Origin of the sequence: Dysosmobacter sp. HCP28S3_G4 (assembly GCF_052065175.1) — a bacterium.
Lineage (GTDB): Bacteria > Bacillota > Clostridia > Oscillospirales > Oscillospiraceae > Oscillibacter.
Genome location: NZ_JBQHUP010000010.1, coordinates 12,874 through 36,993, shown reverse-complemented (window position 1 = coordinate 36,993; position 24,120 = coordinate 12,874). Strand labels below are relative to the sequence as shown.

The 24,120-nt window shown below is 64.7% G+C and carries 24 protein-coding genes and 1 other RNA gene; 13 read left to right on the top strand and 12 right to left on the bottom strand.

Annotated elements, in window-relative coordinates:
- Positions 1-6: 6 nt before the first annotated feature.
- The 6 genes from ACTNBU_RS04160 to ACTNBU_RS04135 all read right to left on the bottom strand — a co-directional run bounded on the left by ACTNBU_RS04160 (position 7) and on the right by ACTNBU_RS04135 (position 5,324).
- A complete protein-coding gene (locus tag ACTNBU_RS04160) occupies positions 7-1,011 on the bottom strand; it encodes a V-type ATPase subunit (protein ID WP_441031109.1) in 1,005 nt (334 codons plus the stop codon).
- 15 nt (positions 1,012-1,026) lie between these two features.
- Positions 1,027-1,623 carry a V-type ATP synthase subunit E gene (locus ACTNBU_RS04155; protein ID WP_441031106.1) on the bottom strand — a complete coding sequence of 199 codons (597 nt, stop codon included), beginning with the start codon at positions 1,621-1,623 and terminating at the stop codon, positions 1,027-1,029.
- 22 nt (positions 1,624-1,645) lie between these two features.
- A complete protein-coding gene (locus ACTNBU_RS04150; protein WP_441031104.1) occupies positions 1,646-2,131 on the bottom strand; it encodes a V-type ATP synthase subunit K in 486 nt (161 codons plus the stop codon).
- 13 nt (positions 2,132-2,144) lie between these two features.
- Positions 2,145-4,076, bottom strand: a complete 1,932-nt coding sequence (locus tag ACTNBU_RS04145; protein WP_441031101.1) for a V-type ATP synthase subunit I — start codon at positions 4,074-4,076, stop codon at positions 2,145-2,147.
- Positions 4,077-4,081: 5 nt separating this feature from the next.
- Positions 4,082-4,393, bottom strand: coding sequence for a hypothetical protein (locus ACTNBU_RS04140; RefSeq protein ID WP_441031099.1), 312 nt, complete (start codon positions 4,391-4,393; stop codon positions 4,082-4,084).
- 325 nt (positions 4,394-4,718) lie between these two features.
- Complete coding sequence (locus ACTNBU_RS04135; RefSeq protein ID WP_441031097.1) at positions 4,719-5,324, bottom strand: hypothetical protein; 606 nt, start codon at positions 5,322-5,324, stop codon at positions 4,719-4,721.
- Positions 5,325-5,570: 246 nt separating this feature from the next.
- Here ACTNBU_RS04135 and ACTNBU_RS04130 point away from each other — a divergent pair, with 246 nt between their 5' ends.
- The 5 genes from ACTNBU_RS04130 (at position 5,571) to trmD (ending at position 9,946) form a co-directional block, all read left to right on the top strand.
- A complete protein-coding gene (locus ACTNBU_RS04130; RefSeq protein WP_441031094.1) occupies positions 5,571-7,124 on the top strand; it encodes a peptidylprolyl isomerase in 1,554 nt (517 codons plus the stop codon).
- A gap of 68 nt (positions 7,125-7,192) precedes the next feature.
- Positions 7,193-7,924, top strand: a complete 732-nt coding sequence (locus tag ACTNBU_RS04125) for a tRNA threonylcarbamoyladenosine dehydratase (RefSeq protein ID WP_441031091.1) — start codon at positions 7,193-7,195, stop codon at positions 7,922-7,924.
- A 3-nt stretch (positions 7,925-7,927) separates the two neighbouring features.
- Positions 7,928-8,623, top strand: a complete 696-nt coding sequence (locus ACTNBU_RS04120; protein ID WP_441031088.1) for a DUF554 domain-containing protein — start codon at positions 7,928-7,930, stop codon at positions 8,621-8,623.
- Between the two features lie 41 nt (positions 8,624-8,664).
- The gene (gene rimM, locus ACTNBU_RS04115; protein WP_441031086.1) at positions 8,665-9,171 is read left to right on the top strand and encodes a ribosome maturation factor RimM; all 507 of its coding nucleotides are present in this window, start codon (positions 8,665-8,667) and stop codon (positions 9,169-9,171) included.
- On the top strand, positions 9,161-9,946 hold the full coding sequence (gene trmD / locus ACTNBU_RS04110; RefSeq protein ID WP_441031083.1) for a tRNA (guanosine(37)-N1)-methyltransferase TrmD: 786 nt from the start codon (positions 9,161-9,163) through the stop codon (positions 9,944-9,946). The genes rimM and trmD overlap by 11 nt, the downstream gene beginning before the upstream one ends.
- A 75-nt stretch (positions 9,947-10,021) precedes the next feature.
- Here the strand turns inward: trmD and ACTNBU_RS04105 are convergent, their stop codons facing one another.
- Entirely contained in the window at positions 10,022-10,360 is a 339-nt protein-coding gene (locus ACTNBU_RS04105) for a hypothetical protein (RefSeq protein WP_441031081.1), read from the bottom strand.
- 132 nt (positions 10,361-10,492) lie between these two features.
- Between ACTNBU_RS04105 and ACTNBU_RS04100 the strand changes: the two genes are divergently transcribed.
- Complete coding sequence (locus ACTNBU_RS04100; protein ID WP_441031078.1) at positions 10,493-11,602, top strand: SLC13 family permease; 1,110 nt, start codon at positions 10,493-10,495, stop codon at positions 11,600-11,602.
- 142 nt (positions 11,603-11,744) lie between these two features.
- On the opposite strand, the gene ACTNBU_RS04095 is transcribed toward ACTNBU_RS04100, so the two are convergent.
- A complete protein-coding gene (locus ACTNBU_RS04095; RefSeq protein ID WP_441031076.1) occupies positions 11,745-12,263 on the bottom strand; it encodes a DUF1836 domain-containing protein in 519 nt (172 codons plus the stop codon).
- A 168-nt stretch (positions 12,264-12,431) separates the two neighbouring features.
- Here ACTNBU_RS04095 and ACTNBU_RS04090 point away from each other — a divergent pair, with 168 nt between their 5' ends.
- Complete coding sequence (locus tag ACTNBU_RS04090) at positions 12,432-13,289, top strand: DegV family protein (protein WP_441031073.1); 858 nt, start codon at positions 12,432-12,434, stop codon at positions 13,287-13,289.
- 54 nt (positions 13,290-13,343) lie between these two features.
- On the opposite strand, the gene ssrA is transcribed toward ACTNBU_RS04090, so the two are convergent.
- The 4 genes from ssrA to smpB form a co-directional block, all read right to left on the bottom strand.
- Positions 13,344-13,708, bottom strand: a transfer-messenger RNA (tmRNA) gene (ssrA, locus tag ACTNBU_RS04085).
- 713 nt (positions 13,709-14,421) lie between these two features.
- Complete coding sequence (locus ACTNBU_RS04080) at positions 14,422-14,955, bottom strand: peptidylprolyl isomerase (protein WP_441031070.1); 534 nt, start codon at positions 14,953-14,955, stop codon at positions 14,422-14,424.
- Positions 14,956-14,974: 19 nt separating this feature from the next.
- Positions 14,975-15,475: a hypothetical protein gene (locus ACTNBU_RS04075; protein ID WP_441031068.1), complete on the bottom strand. Its 501-nt coding sequence runs from the start codon at positions 15,473-15,475 to the stop codon at positions 14,975-14,977.
- The gene (gene smpB / locus ACTNBU_RS04070) at positions 15,475-15,936 is read right to left on the bottom strand and encodes an SsrA-binding protein SmpB (protein ID WP_441031065.1); all 462 of its coding nucleotides are present in this window, start codon (positions 15,934-15,936) and stop codon (positions 15,475-15,477) included. The genes ACTNBU_RS04075 and smpB overlap by 1 nt, the downstream gene beginning before the upstream one ends.
- Before the next feature lie 171 nt (positions 15,937-16,107).
- Between smpB and ACTNBU_RS04065 the strand changes: the two genes are divergently transcribed.
- The 6 genes from ACTNBU_RS04065 (at position 16,108) to ACTNBU_RS04040 (ending at position 23,669) form a co-directional block, all read left to right on the top strand.
- The gene (locus tag ACTNBU_RS04065) at positions 16,108-16,656 is read left to right on the top strand and encodes an NUDIX domain-containing protein (protein WP_441031063.1); all 549 of its coding nucleotides are present in this window, start codon (positions 16,108-16,110) and stop codon (positions 16,654-16,656) included.
- Positions 16,657-16,683: 27 nt separating this feature from the next.
- Entirely contained in the window at positions 16,684-17,385 is a 702-nt protein-coding gene (locus tag ACTNBU_RS04060) for a response regulator (protein ID WP_441031061.1), read from the top strand.
- A gap of 767 nt (positions 17,386-18,152) precedes the next feature.
- Positions 18,153-19,925 (top strand): ATP-binding protein, encoded by a 1,773-nt coding sequence (locus ACTNBU_RS04055; RefSeq protein WP_441031058.1) that lies wholly within the window; start codon positions 18,153-18,155, stop codon positions 19,923-19,925.
- A 42-nt stretch (positions 19,926-19,967) separates the two neighbouring features.
- Entirely contained in the window at positions 19,968-21,206 is a 1,239-nt protein-coding gene (locus ACTNBU_RS04050; protein WP_441031056.1) for a hypothetical protein, read from the top strand.
- 39 nt (positions 21,207-21,245) lie between these two features.
- Positions 21,246-22,040, top strand: a complete 795-nt coding sequence (locus ACTNBU_RS04045) for a hypothetical protein (RefSeq protein WP_441031054.1) — start codon at positions 21,246-21,248, stop codon at positions 22,038-22,040.
- A 330-nt stretch (positions 22,041-22,370) separates the two neighbouring features.
- The gene (locus ACTNBU_RS04040) at positions 22,371-23,669 is read left to right on the top strand and encodes a UDP-N-acetylglucosamine 1-carboxyvinyltransferase (RefSeq protein ID WP_441031051.1); all 1,299 of its coding nucleotides are present in this window, start codon (positions 22,371-22,373) and stop codon (positions 23,667-23,669) included.
- Positions 23,670-24,120 lie beyond the last annotated feature (451 nt).

Below are 24,120 nucleotides of genomic sequence, written 5' to 3'. Positions count from 1 at the left end.
ACCTCCTTACACATAGCCGGCCCGCAGGCGGGAGCGGATGATCTCCGGCGCCAGCCCGGCCTTCCGGCCCAGCAGCAGGATGCGGAGGTTGGTGTACTCCGTCTCCCGGGCGGCCAGATAGCCCACCAGCGGCGCCTCGCCGAAGGGCACCATCTGGGCCCCGGCCAGATATTCGCTGACCGCGTCGTCGCACAGCTTCTCAAATTCCGTCAGGGGCCCGCCGGACAGGGCCGCCTCACCGGCCTCCGCCGCCGTCTCCAGCTCCGTGGCGCCGTACAGCTCCATGAGCCCGCCGCCGTCCGCCGCCGCCACGGACAGCACCGCGTCCGTGGGGATGGCGCCGCCCTCGAACAGGACGCCCTGCAGGAAGTCCGCGCGCTTGCCCATGCGGAGGGCCCGCACCAGGGCCCGCAGGTTGGCGGCGTCGATCTGGGCCTGGACGTAGCCCTTCAGGAAGCCGCTGCCGGTGGCCTCCGCCACCGCCAGCTGGTCCCGGTAGCACCAGCGGTCCAGCACCATGTCGCTGAGCTGGGGGTCCCGGGTGGTGTCCAGCACCGCTTTCGCCTCCGCCGCCGCGTCCGCCAGAAGGCCCGGCAGCTCGCCGCCGTCGCCCTCCCGGATGGCCTCCGCCAGCTCCGCCGCCGGGATGCGGCCCAGATCCATCAGCATGGAGTCCGGCGCCGTGTCCATGGCCGCGGCCTTTAAAACGGCCTTGGCGTTGTGATAGTCGTATTTTACCTTGAAGATATCCAGATACCGGGGGTCCGGCGCGCCGGCGCCCAGATCCGCCAGGGTGTCCTCCCGGGCGGCGGTCAGGGCGGCGTCCATGGCCCCCTGATCCTCCGGATCAAAGGCGGGATAGCCGCACTCCTGGAGGATGCGGGAGACCTCCTCGCCGCTGTGGGCGGTCAGGAGCTGCTCCATCCGCTCGGCGGTGAGGAGCCCGGCCTCCATGGCCTTGACCCGGGCCGAGATCACCAGATAATCCGTATCCTTGATTTTTTTGGCCAAGTCTCGTCTCCCCCTTTACGCCTCGGGGAACAGCAGCTTCGCCACCTCGCCGGACATGGCCCCCTTCTGGAGGCGGACCAGTGTCTCGAAGGTGCAGTTGACCTCCACGCTGCCGTTCACCAGAATGAAGCCGCCCCGGATGTCCCGGGTCTCCTGGGAGAGGGTCAGCTTTCCCTTCTCCCCCAGCTGCGCGTTGGCGGCGTCCACCGCCTTCTGGCCGATGCGCTTCCGGTTCTGCTCCGAGAACACGGCGGCGCCCTTTCCGTCGGGGGCGGCCTCCGCCAGCAGCTTCGCCGCCGCGGCGATGTAGTCCCCCTCCGGCATGGCGCAGAGCTTGTCCAGGGCCAGGCGGAACGCCTGCTCCACCATCTCCTGCTTGGCGGCCAGACTCACCTTCCGGGCCTCCATCTGGGCCACGCTCACCAGACGCTCCTCCCGCTCGGCGGCGGCTTTCTCGTTCCGCTGCTTCCGGTCGGCGGACTCTTTGTCCGCCTGGGCCTGATAGCGGGCCGCAGTCTGGGCGGCGGCGTCCCGGGCCTGGGCCAGCAGCCGGTCGATGCCCGCCTGGGTCTCGGCGTCGATGCGCTGGGTGATCTTTTCGATTCCGTTCATGTTGAATCCCCTTTCCGTGGGATCAGGCGATGTTGATGATCATCAGCATGGAAGCCAGCAGAGACAGAATGGCGTAGAACTCCACGGTGATGCACAGCACCATGCCCTTGGACCAGTCGTCCGGCTTCTTGGCCAGGATGTTGATGGAGCCCGCGGCCACGCGGCCCTGGGCGATGGCGGAGAACAGGCCGCCCAGCGCCATGGGCATGCAGGCTGCGAAGTACTGAAGGCCCTGCTGCACCGTCAGGTCGGGCAGGGAGCCGCCCAGCAGGCCCATGGAGAAGATGGCGAAGAACCACACCACCAGGCCGTACAGGCCCTGGGTGCCGGGGATGACCTGCAGGATCATGACCTTACCGAACTTGCTGGGGTCCTGGCACAGAAGGCCCGTGCCCGCCTCACCGGCGCAGCCGGTGCCCTTTGCGGAGCCGATGCCGGGAAGGACGGCCGCCAGGCCCGCGCCCAGCAGTGCCAGCGCCAAACCGCCGAATGCTTCAAAGAATCCCATGATGTTTTCCTCCTTAGTTGTTTTGAATATCCACGTATTTTGTATTGATCGCCAGAGGACGGAAGGGCTTTCCGCCGTCCTCGTAGAACTTGCCGAAGTACTCCAGGCACTGGAGCCGCAGGTCGTGGACGTAGCAGCCCAGCAGGTTCAGCGCGAAGTTCAGGGCGTTGCCCGCCATGGAGATGATCACGAAGATCACCACGTTGCCGGGGATGGCGCCCAGGGTGTTGAACACCTGGGCGATGACGCTGCCTGCCAGCATCAGGGCCATCAGACGGGCATAGGACAGGATATCGCCGAAATAGCCTGTGACGTGGTTATACAGGGAGCCGAAGATGCCCATGATCTTGCCGAAGCCCTTTCCGGTGATGAGGGGACCGGCAAAGATCAGCGCGATGCCCGCGTACAGCACCAGGTTGGTGACGCCCAGGGCCATGCAGCCGATGCCGGCGAACACCACCCACCAGGTGGCCTCCTCAAACAGGGCGTCCAGATACCGGCCCGCCCTGATCTTGCGGATGAAGCTGATGGCCATGCCGGTGACGATCTGCACCAGGCCCAGGGCCATGGCGCCCACCAGGATCATCAGCGTGTCGTTCAGGGGGGTGAACAGCGCCGGCAGGGCGAAGTCGCCGCCGGTGGTCAGCTTTACGATCTGGGTCAGGAAGTCGCCGAAGAAGCCGCCGGTCAGCGCGCCCATGATGAAGGTGCTGACGCCGCACAGGGTCATCAGGCTGAACATATGGCCCATGGTGCCCTTGGGACGGTACTTCCTCGTGATCAGCAGGCCCGCCAGGAACATCAGCAGGCCGTAGCCCATGTCCGCCATCATGATGCCGTAAAACAGGATGAAGAACGGCGCCATCAGGGGGTTGGGGTCCACGTTGTCGTACCGGGGGAGGGAGTACATCTCCGTCACCATGTTCAGGGGACGGGTCAGCCAGTTGTTCTTCAGCTGCACCGGCACGTCGGGGATCTCCTCCTCCGTGGGGTCGGCGGCCTCCCAGGCGCAGCCCTTCTCCTCCAGGAGCTTCTCCACCTTGTCCAGCCGCTCCGCCGGACACCAGCCCTCAAAGAAGACGATGGTGCCGTCGGTCATCAGCCGTCCGGCGTTCTCCTCCTGAGCCGCCTCGGCGGTCAGGCGGTCGGCGTACAGCCGCAGGGCGTCCCGGGAACCGGCGCAGCCGGTGATGGCCGCCTCGGTGTCCGCCTGGTGCTTGCGGTTGGCCTCCAGCTCCCGGTCCAGACGCCGGAGGTTCTCCGCCGCCGTGCCGGACACCTCCGGGAAGGTGACTGCGCTGAAGCCCCGGGGCCGCAGGACCTCCATGGCCTTCTCCTCGTCCGCCCGGTGGCAGAGGAGGAACAGATAGTGCTGCTGCTTGTCCGCGCTGACCTCCAGCAGCTCCGCCGCCGCGTCCGCGGCGGCCAGTTCGTTGCGGATCATGCCCACGTCCGCCCCGCCGGGGACCACCCCCAGCCGGAACAGAACGTGCTCCGTGCCCTGCCGCTCCAGAGGCACGTCCAACCCGCTCCAGGGCGCCAGGCCCGCCCGCTGGGCGGACATGCGGCCCTCCTCGTTCTGAAGGCGGGTCAGCGTCCGGAGCAGTCCGTTGATCTTCCCGGCGGCGGCGCGGGCATTGTCCACGGTGCCGCTGCCCAGGAACTCCTTCTCCGAGATGGGATGGCGCTGGAGGAACAGCCCGTCCTTCAGGCCGCCGTACCTCTTCACGGCCTCCAGGGCGGTGTTCACATCCGCCATCTCCGTCCGGACCTCCGTCAGCCCGCCGGTGTCCCGGCGGAGCAGAGCCGACCACTGGGGGTCCGCCAGCAGGCTGTCCGGCTGGCTGATCTCCACACAGCCCAGCCGCAGCAGCTGCCGCAGCAGGGCGTCGCGGTCCGAGGCCAGGGCAATGACCCGGAGCTTTTTCATTTTGACGATGGCCATCTCTCTTACCTCACGACCCTTCCTACGATCAATTCCGCCGCCTGTTCCAGACGGGTCTGCGCCGCGGCCCGGAGTTCACCGGCCCGCCGCTCCGCCTCCGCCCGGATCTCGCCGGAACGCTGCTCCGCACGCTCCTCGGCCTTCCGCAGAAGTTCCTTTCCCTCCGCGTCCGCCTGTGCGCGCACATTGTTCAAGAGCGCAAGACCATTCCGCTCGGCGTCGGCGGCCAATTGCTTGGCCTGCTGCTCAGCGGCTGTCCTGCGCTCCCGGTTTTTCTGTTCGGTCTCCATGACCTGCTCAACGGCCTGCAGGGACATTCACTCACCTTCTCTCTCCCTTGGCGTCATGAAATTCATTATACGAAATCCCCCGGTGGATTGCAAGTGACATTCCTCACTCCGTGTCTAAAATTTGTGCATTTTGGAAAAATGCGTTGAAAGCCGGATTTTGCCCGAATGGCCAGAGTTTTGCCCTTCCGCCGCATCAGTTTTTGCCAAATTTCCGGAAACCATACGTCCCGGAGCCGCCGGAACGCCTGCTCCGTCACGAAAAATTTACAAAAAAAGAGAGGGGCCGTGCCCCTCTCCCGATGTCCGCCGGACATATTTTTCGATATTAATGCAGCCGGACGCGGATATGTACTCACTGTTCCCCGTCCGACAGGGTGCCGTCCAGCTGCTCCAGCTCCGCGCCGATCTGGTCCAGCGCCCGGGGCAGCTGGGTCAGATTGACCTCCACCTTCCGCAGCTCGCCGGTGACGTAGGCCGAGGCGGTGTCGAAGGAGGCGGCCAGCGCCTGATACTGCTCCCGGAACCGGTCCGTCACCTCCCGCAGACGGGCGCGGGTGGCGTTCTCCAGCTCGGCGGCGCGGCTCCTGGCCTCGCACTCGATGTCCCCGATGCGGTTGCGGAACTGCCGGTAGCTCTCCGCGTCGGGACGCAGCGATTCCACCTGGGCGGTCAGCTCCTCCAGACGGGCCTGCTGGTCCCGTGCGCCGTCCGCCCGCTGCTCCGCGTCCGCCAGGGCGCTTTGCAGCTCCGTCAGACGGTCGGACTGGGCCTCCGCCTGGAGCCGCAGCGCGGCCACCTGCTTCTCCAGCTCCTCCGTCCGGGCCTGAAGGCTGTCCCGCTCCTGCTCCAGACGGGTCTGCTGCTCCGCAAACTCCCTGGACGTGCGCTCGATATACTCCGCCACGTCCTGCTTGTCGAATCCGCCGAAGGTGACGCTTTTAAAGGTGTGACTCTCCATCGTTCCACCACTTTCCTCTCTCAGCCGGCCGGGACATCCCGATCTGCCTGTTTATCTAGGGTATCCTACCATAAAAGCGGGCCCTTGGCAAGGGTCTGGGGGAAAAGTAATTTCATGGAACCGGGGAAAACGCAATTTGCTCTTGCACATTCCCGGAACATCCGCTATAATGGATGAGCGTGTTTTGCGGGAGGATCCCCGCGTCATATACCCCATTTCCTTTAAAATTTGAGAGGACTGAAACAAATGAGCGCATCGAAAGAAAAGAAAACCCGTCAGGAGCAGGCCGCCTCCGGCTGGACCGATCCCAGGACCGCCCGGGAGGCCCAGCAGCGGAAGGAGGAGCGCCGGAACAACGCTCTGTACGCCGTCATCGCCATCCTGTTCGTGGCCGCCGCCGTGGTCACCATGGTCTGGAAGTCCGGCATCGTCCAGCGCACCGCCACCGCCGCCGTGGTCAACGGGGAGAAGTACACCGCCGCCGAGGTGCAGTACTACTACACCGGCACCCTGAACAGCTACGGCAACTACCTGTCCTACCTGGGCGTGGACACCTCCAAGGACCTGCGGGACCAGGAGTGCACCGTCAGTGAGGACAGCGACACCTGGTTCGACTACTTCGCCAAGCAGGCCCTGGACCAGATGGCCGATATCTACGCCCTGTACAACAAGGCTCAGGCAGAGGGCTTCACCTGGAACGACGATATGCAGGCCACCTTTGAGTCCGACATGCAGGCCCTCCAGAAGCAGGTGGACAGCTACAACGCCAGCCGCTCCACCAACATCAAGCTGAAGGACTATCTGAAGCTGATGTACGGCAGCATGATGACCCAGAAGATCTATGAGGAGCAGCTGAAGGTCACCATTCTGGCCCAGGCCTACTACAACGACTATGTGGACAGCCTGACCTACACCGACAGCGAGCTGGAGAACGCCTATCAGGCGGACCGGGAGGACTACGACCGGGTGAGCTACCAGAGCGTGAAGATCGACGGCTCCGCTGAGACCACCAAGGACGCCAGCGGCAACGACGTGGAGCCCACCGACGCCGAGACCGCCCAGGCCATGGCCGACGCCAAGGCTCTGGCGGATTCCATACTGGCCTCCTTCCAGGAGGGCAAGAGCCTGGAGTCCCTGGCCGACGCCGAGGACAAGGCCACCTACACCTCCAGCGAGAACGGCACCTACACGGACAGCGTCCTGATGAACTGGCTGTTCGACGACGGCCGCAAGTCCGGCGACACCGCTGTGCTGGCCGACGAGGACGCCTCCGCTTACTACGTGGTGTCCTTCAGCAGCCGCTTCCGTCCCGACTCCCCCGTGGTGGACGTGCGTCACATCCTGATCCAGCCCGAGGCCGGCACCATCGCCCAGGGCGAGGACGGCTATGACGACGAGCAGGCCCAGTTGAAGGCCGACGCCGAGGCCAAGGCCGACGAGCTGCTGGCCCAGTTCCAGTCCGGCGAGGCCACCGAGGACGCTTTTGCCGCCCTGGCCCGTGAGAACTCCGCCGACACCGGCTCCGCCGCCAACGGCGGCCTGATCGCCGGCGTCAGCCAGTACAGCAACTACGTGGAGCCCTTCCTGAACTGGTGCCTGGAGAAGCATCAGCCCGGCGACACCGGCATCGTGGAGAGCGACTACGGCTACCACATCATGTACTTCTCCGGCGAGACCGGTCCCTACTGGAAGTACCAGGCCACCAACAGCCTGAAGAATGACGCCGCCGCCGAATGGTACAGCGACGCCGTGGAGGGTGCCTCCTCCGAAACCGCCTCCGGCATCCGGTACGTGGGATAAACAAGAGAAAGACCCGAGAGGCCGGCTGGAAAGCCGGCCTCTTATCTTGATACGGAGGGCGTACCGCCATGAACAACGAGCTGTTTCTCCGCAATGAGATGCTGTGGGGCCATGAGGCCCAGGCCCGGCTGGAGCAGGCCCATGTGATCCTGTTCGGACTAGGCGGCGTGGGCAGCTACACCGCCGAGTGTCTGGCCCGCAGCGGCGTGGGAGAGCTGACCATCGTGGACAGCGACACCGTCAGCGTCTCCAACCGCAACCGCCAGCTGGAGGCCCTGTCCTCCACCGTGGGACAGGACAAGGCCGCCGCCGTGGCCGGCCGCCTCCGGGACATCAATCCGGACCTGCGGCTCCATCCCATCCGCGGCACCTACGACGCCGCCCACCGGGATCAGTTCTTCCCGGAGGGCTGCCGCTACGACTATATCGTGGACGCCATCGATCTGGTGTCCTGCAAGCTGGACCTGGCGGAGACCGCCCGGCGGCTGGACATCCCCCTCATCATGGCCCTGGGGACGGGGAACAAGCTGGACCCCGCCCTGCTGCGGATCGCCGACATCTCCGAGACCTACGGCTGTCCCCTGGCCCGGGTCATGCGGAAGGAGCTGCGGGCCCGGGGCATCCAGCACCAGAAGGTGGTGTTCAGTCCCGAGGAGCCGGTGCGGCCCCTGCCCCTGGAGACGCCGCCGCCGGGACGGCGCAGCGTCCCCGCCAGCAACCCCTGGGTCCCCGCCTGCGCCGGACTGCTGCTGGGCAGCGCCGTGGTCCGGGACCTGATCCAAGAAAGAGAGAGTGAATAAGCCATGCTCACCGGCACCATCGTCAACACCATCACCGTCATCTGCGGCTCTCTCATCGGCATGCTGCTGGGCAACATCCTGCCGGAGCGCCTGCGGGACACCGTCATGAAGGGCCTGGGCCTGTGCACCATGTTCATCGGCATCACCGGCATGCTGGGCGGGGAGAACGCCCTCATCACCATCATCTCCGTGGCCATCGGCGCCGTCATCGGCGAGCTGCTGGACCTGGACGGCCATCTCAACCGCTTCGCCGAGGGCCTGGAGCGGAAGTTCCGGAAGACCGGCGGCAACGGCAAGGCCTCCCTGGCGGAGGGCTTCGTCACCGCCTCCCTGGTGTTCTGCGTGGGGGCCATGACCATCGTGGGCGCCCTCAACGACGGCCTCACCGGCGACCATCAGATGCTGTTCACCAAGGCCACCCTGGACTTCGTATCCTCCATCGTCTTCGCCTCCTCCCTGGGCGTGGGCGTGCTGATGGCCGCCGCGGCGGTGTTCGTCATCCAGGGCGGCATCGCGTGCCTGGCCAGTCTGGTGCCCCCCCTGCTCCAGACGCCCGCCTCCGTCATCCCGGAGATGGTGGTGGTGGGCTCCGTCCTGATCCTGGGACTGAGCCTGAACCTCATCGGCGTCACCAAGCTGAAGGTGATGAACTACGTCCCCGCCATTTTCCTGCCCATTCTGCTGTGCAGGTTCCTGTGAACCGCCGCAGCCCCCACTGATCGAACAAAGGAGGACCCTCTATGCGACTGGACACCATCGTCGTGGGCCGCATCGTCAACGCCCACGGCATCCGGGGCGAGGTCCGGGTGCAGCCCATCAACCAGACCCCCCAATTCCTCACCTGCTTCCAAACCTTCCTGCTGGACGGCGTCCCCGTCGTCCCCACCGCCTGCCACGTCCACAAGTCCCTGGTGCTGATGAAGCTCCCCGGCGTGGACGACATGGACGCCGCCCTGGCCCTGAAGGGCCGGACCCTGGCCATCCGCCGGGCGGACGCGCCCCTGGGCCCCGGAGAGTGCTTCGACGAGGAGCTGCTGGACATGGAGGTCTACAACGCCGACACCGGCGCTCTGCTGGGCCGCATCGTGAAGGTGGAGGACTATCCCGCCCACAAGGTCTACACCGTCCGGGGCGAGCATGAGTATCTCATCCCCGCCGTGCCGGAGGTGTTCATCCGGTCCGCGGACCTGGACGCCAACCGGATGGAAGTTCATATTCTGGAGGGGATGGCCACCGATGAGATTTGATATCATGACGCTGTTCCCCGACTCCGTGGACGCCATGCTGAACGTCAGCATTCTGGGCCGGGCCCAGGAGCGGGGCCATATCACCATTCAGACCCACCAGATCCGGGACTACACCACCAACAAGCAGATGCAGGTGGACGACTATCCCTACGGCGGCGGCCGGGGCGCCGTCATGCAGGCGGACCCCCTGTACCGCTGCTGGGACCACATCCGGGAGATCACCGGCGAGGAGCATCCCCACACCATCTATATGTCCCCCTGCGGCCGGACCTTCACCCAGAGCGTGGCCCGGGAGCTGAAGGAACGCTACGACCACATCGTCCTGGTGTGCGGCCACTACGAGGGCATCGACCAGCGGTTCATCGACGAGTGCGTGGACGAGGAGATCTCCATGGGCGACTTCGTGGTCACCGGCGGCGAGATCCCCGCCATGGCCGTGTGCGACGCCGTGTGCCGCATGGTGCCCGGCGTGCTGCCGGAGGAGTCCTGCTACACGGAGGAGTCTCACTGGGACGGCCTGCTGGAGTATCCCCAGTACTCCCGGCCGGAGGAGTGGCACGGCCGGAAGGTGCCGGAGGTGCTGCTGTCCGGCCACCACGCCAACGTGGCCGCCTGGCGGAAGAAGGAGAGCTACAAGCGCACCATGGCCCGCCGTCCGGACCTGTTCGCCCAGTTCGACGAGACGAAGCTCACCACCAAGGCGGAGCGGAAGATCTTTCAGCAGGCGAAGGAGGAATTCGCCGTCGAGACGGCGGAGACGGACGCCGAAGTGTGAACCGAATACGAAACGCCCCGCGCCGTGCAGGCGCGGGGCGTGTTCTTTGTTTGGGGGCGGGCGGTCCGTACGGGATCACGGCTTTTGGGAGCGGTGGTGTTCCCGGATCTTTTCGTCCACCATCTCCTGAATGTTGTTCCGCCAGTTTCCGTCCTTTGACAGCGCCTCCTGGAACTTCCGGAACTCCGGATCATCGCTCTCCCGGAGCGTCACGCTGCGGTAGCGGAGCTGCGTCAGAAGCGACAGCAGCACGTCCAGCAGCACAAGCGCCAGACCGATGTACGCGCAGGTCCTGACAAAGATCCCCGCTATGAGCAGCACGATCCCCGGGATCAGGAGCCACAAAAACCGGAGAAACACATTCATGACAAACCCGGCGATCAACAGACCGGCGGGATACTTTCTTCCGTCCATGGAAACGACCTCCCCATCGCGCCAGATTTTCTTTTCAACTCCATCCTACCACATGCCCCGAAAATTTGCAATTCCCGCCGCGCTGTGGTAAGATGTCCCTCTGTGACAGAGACAGAACAGGGGGAGTGGACCGTGAGACGGATCGTGGAATGGCTGAAGCGGGAGACGGTGCTGGCGGCGGCGTGGCTGCTGGCGCTGATCTCCATGGTGTTCGTGCCGCCGGACGGGGGCTACCGGGATTACATGGACTTCCGGACCCTGGGGCTGCTGTTCTCCCTGATGGCCGTCATGGCCGGACTCCAGGGGCTGGGACTGTTCCGCCGCCTGGGGGAGGGCATGCTGCGCCGCACCGGCTCCACCCGGCAGCTGGAGGCGGTGCTGATCTTCCTGCCCTTCTTCACCAGTATGGCCGTCACCAACGACGTGGCCCTCATCACCTTTGTGCCCTTCGCCCTGGAGGTGCTGCGCCTGGCGGACCGGGAGGACCGGCTGGTGCCGGTGGTGGTGATGCAGACCATCGCCGCCAATCTGGGCAGCATGGCCACGCCCATCGGCAATCCCCAGAACCTGTACCTCTGCGCCCGCTACGAGCTGGACGCATCCTCCTTTCTCCGGACCATGCTGCCCCTGACCCTGGCCTCCGCCGCCCTGCTGGGGGCCTTCCTGCTGCTGGAGAAGTCCGCGCCCCTGCCGGTGCGCTGGCGGGGAGACGCCCCGGTCATGGACCGGCGGCGGCTGGCGCTGTACGGCGTGCTGTTCGCCGGGTGCCTCTGCGCCGTGGGACGGCGTCTGCCGGTGGGACTGCTGGTGTGCGGGGTGCTGATTGCCGTGCTGGCGGCGGACCGGGCCGTGCTGCGGCGGGTGGACTGGTCCCTGCTGCTGACCTTCGCGGGGTTCTTCATCTTCGTGGGCAATCTGGGCCGGATGGAGGCATTGAGCCGGGTCCTCCGGTCCGTCCTGCTGGGCCATGAGGCCCTGTGCGCCGTGGCGCTGAGCCAGATCATCAGCAACGTGCCCGCCGCCCTGCTGCTCTCCGGCTTCACGGAGGACGGCGCCGCCCTGCTGGCGGGCACCAATCTGGGCGGTCTCGGTACCCTCATCGCCTCCATGGCCAGCCTCATCTCCTACAAGCAGATCGCCCGGAACGCCCCGGCCCTCCGGGGCCGGTATCTCCGGTGGTTCACCGCCGCCAACGTCCTCTTTCTGGCGGTGCTGCTGGGGCTGTACGCCCTCCTCCGCTGACGCATATCCGGACATACGGACAGCCCTGACCTCCCAAAGAGGTCAGGGCTGTCTCAGTCGATCGAACGTCTGTTATAAAGAAGCCCCGGGCTTTTTCGTCAGCCGTCACAACGCCTCGCTTTTCTGCCTGCGCGGCGGGCGGTCAGCCCTCCTCGTTCTTCAGATGCTCAAAGCAGGCGTTCAGGTAGATGATGTGGGACACGGCCACGATGGCGCTGCGGAGCATCTCCTTCTCCACCGAGGAGGTGACGCCCACGCTGTCCACGGTGTCCTTCAGGCCGAAGCGGAAATACAGGATGTTCTCCAGCTCCGTGCAGAAGTAGTCGTAGGCCACGGCGTCCGCGTAGACCGCCTTCTGCCGGGCGAACAGCTGGCTGATGTGATCCAGGGGCATCCCCTGCTTCAGCAGGGTGACGCACAGCAGATGGGCGATCTGGTTGGCGCCGTACTGCTTTTTGACAGGGTTGGACGCCAGCCCCATCTTCACGTAATTCCGGATCATGGAGCCGGTGATCTCAACGCCCGCCAGCGGGCGGAACACATAGTTGACGTATTTGGTTGTCTGCTCCAGGTAGAGCCCCACGTCGGGCAGCTCCCCGTACCGGGGCATCCGGAAGCCTCTGACGGACGACGCCAGCGCGTCCTGCATGTTCTTTTCCATGGGTCTATTATAGGTTCCGCGGAATGGAATGTCAACAGCACCCCATTTTACGGTTTTGAAAAACCCTTGACATAGTTTTAAAAACATGATATGGTTTGTCCGATAAAAGGCTTTTGAAAAGCCTTTCAGGATTTTTTACATACGCGGTATGCCGCGGGAAGCGTACAGATGGAGCAGAAGATCGTTTTGGTGGCGGAGACCGGCTCGGACATCACGCCGGAGCTGGCGGAGGAATACGGCATCTTCCTGGTGCCCATGCACGTCTCCATGGGAGACAAAACCCTGGACGACGGCGCCTTTCCGCCGGAGGATGTGTGCGCCTACTACGACGCCACGGGAAAAGTCCCCCAGACCAGCGCCAGCATGCCCAACGATTTCACGGCGGTGCTGGACGAGATCCACCGGCGGTGGCCGGACAAGCACATCCTGCACCTGGCCTATTCGGCGGTGACCACCTGCTCCTACCAGAACGCCGTTCTGGCGGCGGAGGGTCGGGACTACGTGACCCATATCGACACGAAGCACGTGTCCGTTGGGCAGGCGGCGGTGGTGCTGGAGGCCGCCAAGCTGCTGCGGGCCCACCCGGAGATGGGCGCGGAGGAGGCCGCGGCGGCCGTCCGGGAGATCTGTGACCGGGTCCAGATGTGCTTTGTGCCGAAAAATCTGGACTATCTGCGGGCCGGAGGCCGGGTGAGCAACGTGGTGGCGCTGACGGGAAATCTGCTGAACCTGCACCCCTGCATCGAGATCATCGACGGGAAGCTGCTGGCCAAGAAGAAGTACCGTGGCGCGCTGGTGAAGCTCATCCCCAAGCTCATCGGGGACTTTGCGGAAAAGCACCGGCTGGAGAAAGACCTGCTGTATTTCATCTGGTCCCCCGGCCTGGAGGACGATTGCAGGCGCACGGCGGAGGAGTGCGCCGCCACCCACGGCTTCCGGCGGGTGGTCTGGATGAAGACGGGCTGCGTGATCACCTGCCACGGCGGCCCGGGCTGCTTCGGCATCGTGGGCTTTGCCGGACGGTGAGGGAACGAACGCGCATATGAATGAAAAAGACACGACAGCTGTCGTGTCTTTTTTTGGTGGAGGTGGCGGGAGTCGAACCCGCGTCCGAAAGCACTTTAACAGGACCTTCTCCGGGCGCAGACGGTTATTGCGGAGGGCCTTGTCCCTCCTGTTCCCCTTCCGGACGGCAAGCCGTCACGCCGGCCGGTCAGGTGAGCTTCATGATGTGTGGCACGGGCAAAGCTTACCGTACTCACATTTACCGCTAAACGACGCCCTCCCTGGCTCGCGGTCCTTCCAGGTCGGACGGCTGCCTTTAATTAGGCAGCAACAGCAACAGTGTTGTTGTTCTTTAATTTATAATTGCCCATTTTAAGGATGTTAGGCGCATCCGCCCGCTAATCCTGCCTCCATACCCCCGTCGAAACCATTACACCCCCCCGTCGTCGGGGCAAACTCCGCTTTCATTCGGGACGCCCTGCGTGAGTGGGCATCCCTCATGCCGCTCCGTTGCCCCTCCTCTTCCGCGCAAATCCACTTCGTTGGGTTTTGCGCGGATCCTTGGGACGCGTTTTTAGGCAAACTCCGCTTTCATTCGGGACGCCCTGCAGGGGTGGGCTTCCCTCATTCCGCTCCGTTGCCCCTCCTCTTCCGCGCAAATCCACTTCGTTGGGTTTTGCGCGGATCCTCGGGACGCGTTTTTAGGCAAACTCCGCTTTCATTCGGGACGCCCTGCGTGAGTGGGCATCCCTCATGCCGCTCCGTTGCCCCCTTGCACACCGTCGCGGCATTGCGATTCCCGGTCCCTTCGGGTCCGCCAATCGCGCCGCTTCCTCGAAACCGGCTCGCTTTTTCCGCCGCTGGCGCCGCTTCCTCGAAACCGGCTCGCTTTTTCCGCCGCTGGCGGCGCTTCGCCGCTTTCCTCTTCCGCGCAAATCCACTTACCCACAAGGGGTATGCGGCATCCGTATGGCGGCAGAGCCGCCGACGGCTGCCCAATCGCTGGGTTTTGCGCGGATCCTTGGGACACGCTTTGGGGTCGCGTTTTCCGCTTTCCGCAGACTGCCGGATGGGGGCCACCCGACAGTCTGCATTGTAGCATATCTCCGCGGCAAATTGTGTTACATTTCTGTGACATTTGCCGCGGGGAATTTTACCGCTCCGACAGCTTCTTCGGTTCCGGATACGCCTCGCCCTGGGTGTCCACCCGGATAGACTTGATCACCACCGGCGTCTTCGGCTTGTCGTTCCAGCGGCTGGTGGGCACCTGGGAGATGCGCACCGCCTCCTCAACGCCCTCCGTCACCTGACCGAAGGCCGCGTAGTCGCCGTCCAGATGGGGCGCCGCGTCCACCATGATGAAGAACTGGCTGCCGGCAGAGTCCGGATGCATGGCCCGGGCCATGGACAGCACGCCCAGGGTGTGCTTCAGGTCGTTCTCCCGATAGCCGTTGCTGGCGAACTCGCCGGCGATGGAATAGCCCGGGCCGCCGGTGCCGGTGCCCAGGGGGCAGCCGCCCTGGATCATGAAGCCGGGGATGCAGCGGTGGAAGATCAGGCCGTCGTAGAATTTGCCGTTGGCCAGGGCGATGAAGTTGGCCACGGTGTTGGGGGCCTTCTCCGGGTACAGCTCGCCCTTCATCACCGCGCCGTTCTCCATCTCAATGGTAACAATGGGATTTGACATGTCGTTCGTTCCTTTCTGTTTATCCTCTGATCGGAATATGGTGTTCCGTTAAAAACCAGATGAAATAGGGCGCGTTGCGCATATTGCTCTCATAGCGCAGCAGAAGACGCCCCTCCCGGTCATACACCCGGCTGCTGTCCGCGGGATTGAGGGTCATCCAGCCAATGTCGCTGACCGTGAATTCCCGCCTGCGGCCCAGGGAGGTCGTATACCGGATCACCTCTCCGTCCACGCAGATCCGCCGGACATAGGCGTCCGACAGGAGCCACAGCGAAGCCAGCACCAGCAGCCCGCCTGCCAGCAGATAGCCCGCGCCCATGTCCTCCTGCGCCGCCGCCAGGCCCTCCAGCGCCAAGAAGAAGACCAGGCAGACCCAGCCCAGTACCTTCACAAAGCCCCGCTCCCGCAGCTCAAACCGCGCCGGAAGCGTCTCGCCCTCCAATACCATGCTGCCGTCCGCATAGACCGTGTACGTAGCGGACCGGAGGGGTTCCTCCTCCGTGTTCCGTTTCCGCCCCATCAGCGGCGGGCCTTCATGGCCCGGTCCATCTCCCGCTGGGCGTCCCGCTTGGCGATGGAATCCCGCTTGTCGTAGGTCTTCTTGCCCTTGCACAGGCCCACTTCCACCTTCACCCGACCGTTGCGGAAGTACACCGACAGCGGCACCAGGGCGAAGCCGTCCCGCTGCACCAGGGCGCCCAGCTTGGCGATCTCCCGCCGGTGCATCAGCAGCCGACGGGTCCGCATGGGATCCCGGTTGAAGATGTTGCCGTGGTCATAGGGGGAGATGTGCATCTGATTGACGAACAGCTCGCCGTCCTTCACGGAGCACCAGGCGTCCTTCAGGTTCAGCGTTCCGGCCCGGATGGACTTCACCTCCGTGCCCGCCAGCTCAATGCCGGCCTCGTATTTCTCCTCCACGAAGTAGTCGTGATACGCCTTGCGGTTCTGGGCCGCGATCTTCACGCCGCTCTTTTCCACTGGAAATCCCCCCCTTCTGCGATGGATCCATGGACGGCGCAGGCACCGTCCGCTCCCTACTATACCATGATTTTCCCCAGGGCGCAAGGAAAACAAACATTGGCATTTGCCCTCCGCTATGCTATAATGGCTGCAAATGATCACGCGAAACTTTGAACGAGGTGTTTGTACATGAATGAACCCATGGAGCTGACGGAGACCTTCGTCTCCCGGGAGGACAAATATAAAGGCCGCTTTCTGGACGTCCACGTGGATCAGATCACGCTGCCCAACGGCAAGCCCGCCGTCCGGGAAGTGGCGGACCACTGTCCCGGCGTGGCCATTCTGGCCCTGGACGACCGGAACAACGTGCTGACGGTGAGCCAGTACCGGTACGTATTCTCCAGAGTCCTGATGGAGATCCCCGCCGGTAAGCTGGAACCCGGCGAGGACCCCGCCGCCGGCGCCCTGCGGGAGCTGAAGGAGGAGACCGGCGCGGTGCCGGACCAGTTCATCCCCATGGGCCATATCCTGCCCGCCCCCGGCTGCTACGGCGAGGTGCTGTATCTGTTCCTGGCCCGGGGGCTTCAGATGGGCGAGACCCAGCCCGACGAAGACGAGTTCCTGATCCAGGAACGCATCCCCTTCGACGAGATGGTCCACCGCTGCCTCAACGGCGAGATCGAGGATGCCAAGACCGTGGCCGCCGTACTGAAGGCGAAGCTGCTGCTGGATCTGTAAGTCCGGCGGCTGGAAGGAGGTTCTGTTTTGGAGCCGAAAAAGAGCGTCCTCATCGTGGAGGACGAGAAGAATATCGTGGATATCCTGCGGTTCAATCTCCAGCGGGCCGGATACGACACCCTGGAGGCCTACGACGGAGAGGACGGCCTCTCCAAGGCCACGGAGGCGCATCCCGACCTGATCCTGCTGGACGTGATGCTGCCCAAAATGAACGGTTTTGACGTCTGCCGGGCCATCCGGGCCCAGGGGGACAACGTGCCCGTCATCATCCTCACCGCCCGGGAGGAGGAGTCCGACAAGGTGCTGGGTCTGGAGATCGGCGCCGACGACTACATCACCAAGCCCTTCTCCATGCGGGAGCTGATCGCCCGGGTGGGGGCCAACATCCGCCGCACCTCCATGTCCGCCTCCGCGGCGGCGGACAGCGCCATGCCGGTGGCGGGAGACCTGTCCATCGACACGGACAGCCATCAGGTCTGCCGGGCGGGAAAGGCCGTGGATCTGACCCAGCGGGAATACGAGCTGCTGACCTTCCTGGCCAGCCATCCCAACAAGGTCTACTCCCGGGTGGCGCTGATGGAGCAGGTGTGGAACTACGGCTACGTGGGCGACGACGTCCGCACCGTGGACGTCACCGTCCGGCGGCTGCGGGAGAAGATCGAGGCCGATCCGGCGAATCCGGTGTACATCCTTACCCGGCGGGGAGCTGGATACTACTTTAAGGTTTGATCTTGATTGGGTCCCTCGCGGGAGTCTGGTGGTGCGCCCCGTTCGGGGCGCGGGATGGTACGGCGAAGGCCGCGGGCTTCAAAACCCCCATTCTCTTTTTCCTGGAGAGGAAAAAGAGAATGCGCCTTTTGATGGTGTAAGAGAAAAAGGCTCTGGCGGCGGCATTTCAGGCTCCGCCTGAAACGCCTTTTCCCGCCTGTTACGAGGGGTTTTGGGGTGCTGATTTGACAGCTTCGTCCACTCAACCGCGTATGGCGGTCCCGTCAGCTGGGGGTGGTCCCGGATGCACCCTGCTCCTGTTTTGCTGCCGCACCCTGGCATTCGCAGAGACCCTGGCACCGTTCTTTCGATACCCACCAGATTGCGGCAGCAAAAGAGAAGCTGAGGGTATCCGGAAATACCCCCAGCTTTTTCGTTTTCCATATGTGGTTGAACAGGCAAAAGCCTGCAAGTTACTACCAGTCCAAAACCCCCGTAACAGGCGCTGCGAGCGTTCCGGACGAAGTCCGGAATGCCGCCGCCAGCGTCTTTTCTCTTGACACCATCAAAAGGCGCTTTCTCTTTTCGGCGCAACCGAAAAGAGAAAGGGGGTTTTGCCCGCGGCGGAGCCGCAAGCCCGCGGTCTTCACCGCACTTCCCCGCGCCCCGTAGGGGCGCACATCCAGTCTCCCGCGAGGGAAACCCCGCAAAAACCCAGTCCCCCGCAAGGGGGAAAACCTCCGCAAAAACCCCGCCCCGGAGGGGCGAAAGAAAGAAGGTGCCGGGGTATGTTCCGCAGCCTGCACATGAAGCTGACCATGATCCTGCTGCTGCTCATCACCTCCCTGATGGCGGTGGTGGGCGCGTTCCTCACCACCAGCGTGTCCAGCTTCTATATCGATATGTTCTACCAGCAGATGGACGACGTGTTCGGCGCCGGGAATCCGGAGTTCTATCCCTCCCTGTGCCAGGAGGCCGCCCAGTCCGGCGGCGCCAAGCTGTGGGAGATGCTGGAGTACAAGTCCGGCCTGCTGGGCATCGACTACCGCACCCGGAACTACTATATCCTGGACCGCAACGGCGTCTTCCTCTCCGGCTCCGACGAGGAGAGCGGACGCCATCTGGAGATCACCGCCAACATCCTGGCGGCGGAGAACGGCCGGGTGGGCGACGCCAGCGACATCACCGCCGACTACATGGACTTCGCCATCCCCGTCACCGACCCCGGCGACGGCGTCACGGTGCTGAATATCGTCTACATTCTGGACAGCCGCTCCACCGTGGCCCAGCTGAACTCCCATCTGTTCCTCATCATCGTCCAGGCCCTGCTGGTGGGCCTGCTCATCTCCCTGCTGCTGAGCTTCCTGCTGTCCAAGGCCATGGTGGGTCCCATCGAGAAGCTGACCACCGGCGCGGAGCGGGTGGCCGCCGGGGACTTCGGCAGCCCTCTGCCGGTGGAGTCCACCGACGAGATCGGCATTCTCACCGGCACCTTCAACGAGATGGCCGGCGTCCTCCAGGAGACCCTGGCCGCCGTGGAGAACGAGCGCAACAAGCTGGACACCCTGTTCCTCCACATGACCGACGGCGTGGTGGCCTTTGGCCACGACGGGAAGCTCATCCACAGCAATCCCGCCGCCCAGGCCATGCTCCGCCAGCCCATCGACAGCACCTGCACCTACGAGGACCTGTTCGGCGGCGTCTACCCCTTCCGGGAGATGCTGGCCATCCAGCGGCCCAACTACGCCGAGGCGGAGATGAAGGTGGAGGACCGGACCCTGGAGCTGTATCTGGCCCCCTTCTCCGACCGGGAGCGGGGCGGCGTGCTCATCGTCCTCCACGACGTGACGGAGCAGCACCGCAACGAGGAGCGCCGGAAGGAATTCGTGGCCAACGTGTCCCATGAGCTGCGCACGCCTCTGACCAACGTCCGCAGCTACGCCGAGACCCTCCGGGACGGCGGCGACGACATCCCCCGGGACACCGCCGACGGCTTCCTGGACATCATCATCAACGAGACGGACCGGATGACCAACATCGTCCAGGACCTGCTGACATTGTCCCGTCTGGACGCCGGCAACGCGGAGCTGAACCTGATCCGCTTCAGCTTCCGGGAGGCCATTGAGAGCGTCTGCCGGGCCAACGCCATCGCCGCCCAGCGCCACGGCCATCAGCTGACCTGCCAGCTGGGAGAGCTGCCCCTCATCACCGCCGACCGCTCCCGGCTGGAGCAGGTGATGATGAACGTGGTTGGCAACGCCATCAAATACACCCCCGACGGCGGACACATCCGCGTCACCGCCGGGACGCAGGGCGAGAATGTCTGGATGGAGGTGGCCGACGACGGCATCGGCATCCCCGCCAAGGACCGGGACCGGGTCTTCGACCGCTTCTACCGGGTGGACAAGGCCCGCTCCCGGGAGTCTGGCGGCACCGGTCTGGGATTGTCCATCGCCAGGGAGATCGTCATCCGCCACCACGGAAAGCTGTTCCTGTTGGACCGTCCCGGCCCCGGCACCACCGTGCGGCTGGAGCTGCCCATCGCCCCGCCGGGGGCGTAACAGGCCCTGTCCGGGCACATCATCAGGAGAGGAGGCGACGGTATGGAGCCATCGAACAAGCTGCGCCGGGACATCTTGCAGAACGTCCTCATCGTCCTGCTGACCGTCACCGCCTTTTTGCAGCTGTATCTGCTGCTGCGTCCCGCCGACAGCGGCGCGGGCCGCCGTCAGACCGTCCCCATCCCCGAGACCGTGACGGAGCTGACCGCCGTGCCCACCCCCCTGCGGCTGGCCGTCACCGGCGCCTACGGCCGGTACGGTGATCTGGCCCTGACCACCACCGACGAGGACTTCGCCGGTCCGGGCAGCCTGCTCCGGGAGGCCCTGGGCTCCGCGGGCAGTTTTCAGGACTGCCGGGAGTCGGACTTCCGCTCCGCCCTGACGGCGGTGTCCGTCTATTACGACTTTGAAAACGTCCTGCCCCTGTCCGTGGCGGCGGAGCTGGTGGGCGCCGACGCGCCGCCCGCGGAACTGGCCGTCCGGCGGCTGGTGCTGGCCATCGGGGAGGACGGCGTGGAGCTGTATCTCACCGACGGCGCCCTCTATCACCGCTTCGCCACCAAGGTGGCCCCGGCGTCCCTGGAGGACCTGGTGGGCAGCTATCAGCCCGGCGGCGCCGCCTTTGCCTTTGAGCTGGGGGAGACCGCCCTGGATCCCTATACCCTCCTTCCCACGGAGGATCTGCCGGAGTACCTGGAGTTCTCCGTCCAGGACACCGCAGGCAGCGCCGATGAGCTGCTGTCCGCCGTGGGCTTCAACCCCAGCACCAAGGACCGGTACACCGCCTCCAACGGCACCCAGGTCATCGGCGAGGGCGAGCGGACCCTCCGCATCCAGCCCGACGGCACCGTGGACTACGACGGCGGCGCCGACGAGGCCCTCTCCATCTCCGCCGCGGGCCAGACGGCCACCGCCGGGGAGGCGGTGCTGGGCAGTTATCAATTCCTGTACCGGCTCCTGTCCAGCGGCGGCGCCCTGGCCCTCCAGAGCGTGGAGCCCGCAGCGGAAGACGACTGGCTCCTGACCTTCGACTATCAGGTGAACGGCGTACCCGTCCGCCTCAGCGGCGGAGAGCCCGCCGCCGTGGTGGAGATCCAGGGGCTTCAGATCGTCCGGTTCACCCTCCATCCCCGGCAGTACCTGCCCATGGCGGATACCTCCCGCCTGCTGCCGCTGACTCAGGCGCTGGCCATCGCCCGCACCTACGCGGGCCGGGAGCTGAACATCTGCTACACCGACACCGGCGCAGGCACCATCACCGCCGGCTGGCTGGCCGAATAAATTCCTAATTCCTAATTCAGAAAGGGGGGTGTGCCGCCCATGGACCGGACCCGTCTGAAAAACATCATCCTGCTCATCCTGCTGCTGATGAACGCGGTGCTGCTGTGCTCTCTGGCCAGCGTCCGGGGCCAGGAGCGCTCCGCCCGGGAGCGCACCGCCCGGGAGCTGACGGAGCTGTTCGCCTCCGAGGACATCGCTCTGGAGGCCCGCATCCCCTCCTCCCTGCCCCCCGCCAGCGTGACCCTCAGCCGGGATCTGGACGGGGACCGCGCCCTGGCCGCCGCCCTGCTGGGCGACGACCTGACCATGTCCAACGAGGGCGGCGGCATCTACATTTTCACCAGCTCCGCCGGACAGGCCCTGTTCCGCTCCAACGGCGTCTTCGAGGCAACGGGCACCCTGGCCCGGTCGGACGCTGAGGCCGTCTGCCGGAAGTTCTGCCAGGCCTTCGGCTATCAGGACCTGACCCTGGACCCGGACAGCGGCACCGGCTCGGCGGTGCAGTACTTCGACGGCTACCCCGTGTCCAACGCCTCCGTGGATTTCGCCGTCTCCGGCGGCAGTCTGGTATCCGTCTCCGGCGCCCATCTGCCCCAGACCGCCTCTGCCTCCGTCTCCGGCGGCTCCATGTCCGCCGTGACGGCCCTGACCAAGTTCCTCAACGCCCGCCGGGACAGCGGCGCCGTGGTGTCCGCCGTGACGGAGGTCTACCTCTGCTACGAGCTCCAGAGCACCGCCGCGGCCCCCATGTCCCTGGTGCCCGCCTGGTGTGTCGTCACCGACACCGGAAATTATTATGTAAACTGTTTGACAGAGGCTGTCACCCGCAGCTGATTTCTGTACAGGACGGCAGGAAGAAACTGTTTGCTTTTCCCTGCCGGATATGCTATGCTATTGCTGTGTAAGTCTGTCCGCAGACTCTGGTATGAACCGGCGTGGGCGGGGGCAAACTGTCCTTGCCGGCCCGCGATCCGTGCGTTCGCCGGAGACTGTCCGGATGGACAGGCCCCATACCGGCACGCGGGGCGTGCCGCTTTGACGATGCGATACTGATCGGAGCCGTTTCCGGCTCCCGCGGCAGTTCCGCCGCGGGCTTCCTGAGAATCTTTTACACCTTCGGAAGCTGTCTGACGATAACGAGCCTTTTGGAGAGAGGGTCCAACATTGACAAATTATGTGATTCGCGGCGGCAAGCCGCTTTTCGGCGAGGTAGAGATCAGCGGCTTCAAGAACGCCGCCGTGGCCATCATCCCCGCCGCCCTGCTGGTGGACGGTGTCTGCCGCATTGAGAACATCCCCCAGATCTCTGACGTGACGCTGTGCCTCCGGATCCTGGAAAATCTGGGCGCGGGCGTCCGGTCCATCAATCCCCACACCGTGGAGATCGACTGCACCCACATCCGCTCCACCCGCACCAGCTATGACCTGGCCCGGAAGATCCGGGCCTCCTACTACCTCATCGGCTCCCTGCTGGGCCGGTTCGGGCAGGCGGAGGTGGCCATGCCCGGCGGCTGCAACTTCGGCGTGCGGCCCATCGACCAGCACGTGAAGGGCTTCACCGCCATGGGCGCCAAGGTGGTGGTGGAGGGCGGCTTCATCCACGCCTCCGCGGAGACGGGCCGTCTCCACGGCGCCAACATCTATCTGGACGTGGTGTCCGTGGGGGCCACCATGAACATCATGATGGCTGCCGTTCTGGCGGAGGGCAACACCGTCATCGAGAACGCCGCCAAGGAGCCCCACATCGTGGACCTGGCTAACTTCCTGAACTCCATGGGCGCCTCCATCCGGGGCGCTGGCACGGACACCATCAAGATCAAGGGCGTCACCCATCTCACCGGCGGCACCTACGCCATCATCCCCGACCAGATCGAGGCGGGCACCTACATGGCCGCCGTGGCCGCCACCGGCGGACAGATCCTGGTGAAGAACATTATTCCCAAACACATGGATTGTATCACCGCCAAGCTCCAGGAGTGCGGCGTGGAGGTGGAGGAGCTGGACGACACCCTGCTGGTCCGCCGGACAGGCCCTCTCCAGAAGACCAATGTGAAGACCATGCCCTATCCCGGCTTCCCCACGGATATGCAGCCCCAGATCACCGCTGTGCTGTCTCTGGCCCAGGGCACGTCCCTGGTGACGGAGAGCGTGTGGAACAACCGCTACCGCTACGTGGACGAGCTGAAGCGCATGGGCGCCTCCATTCAGGTGGATGACCGGACCGCCGTGGTGGAGGGCGTGGACCATCTCACCGGTGCGCCCATCCAGGCCTGCGATCTCCGGGCAGGAGCGGCGCTGGTCATCGCGGCCCTGGCGGCTCAAGGCGTCAGCGAGATCAGCTGCGTGCAGTATATCGAGCGTGGCTATGAGAATCTGGTGGAGAAGCTCCGTGCCCTGGGCGCGGACATCCGCGCCGTGGAGGTCCCCGGAGAGAATGACGAGATGGAGGCGCATATCGGATAGCGCGCCGCGCCTTCAAGGGGGAGCAGGCTCCCCCTTGAGAATCCCCCACCACCAGTCTGCGGACTGGTGACGCCGCCCCCGGCGGCTGGGGTCTCGGTATTTTTGCCACGTACACGCCGCGGCAAAAATGATTACGGCAACTTCTTTTGCCCTGCGGGCAAAAGAACCGTGGGAAACCGTAGGTTTCCCCCTGGCCCCCTTTCCCGGACTGGTGCGGTTCCCCCTGGCCCCCTTTCCCGGACTGGTGCGGTTCCCCCTGGCCCCCTTTCCCGGACTGGCGGTTTTAGGGCGGAACTCCTGCCGTATATCTCCTATCTTCTAATTCCTAATTCCTAATTCCTAACTCCTAACTCCTAATTCCTAATTGTTCGCGCCGCCGTGGAGGATGTCGCCCCCCGGGCAAGGTTCTCTCCGGCGGTGTTCTGCTTTTTTGTACGCTTTCACGTATCAT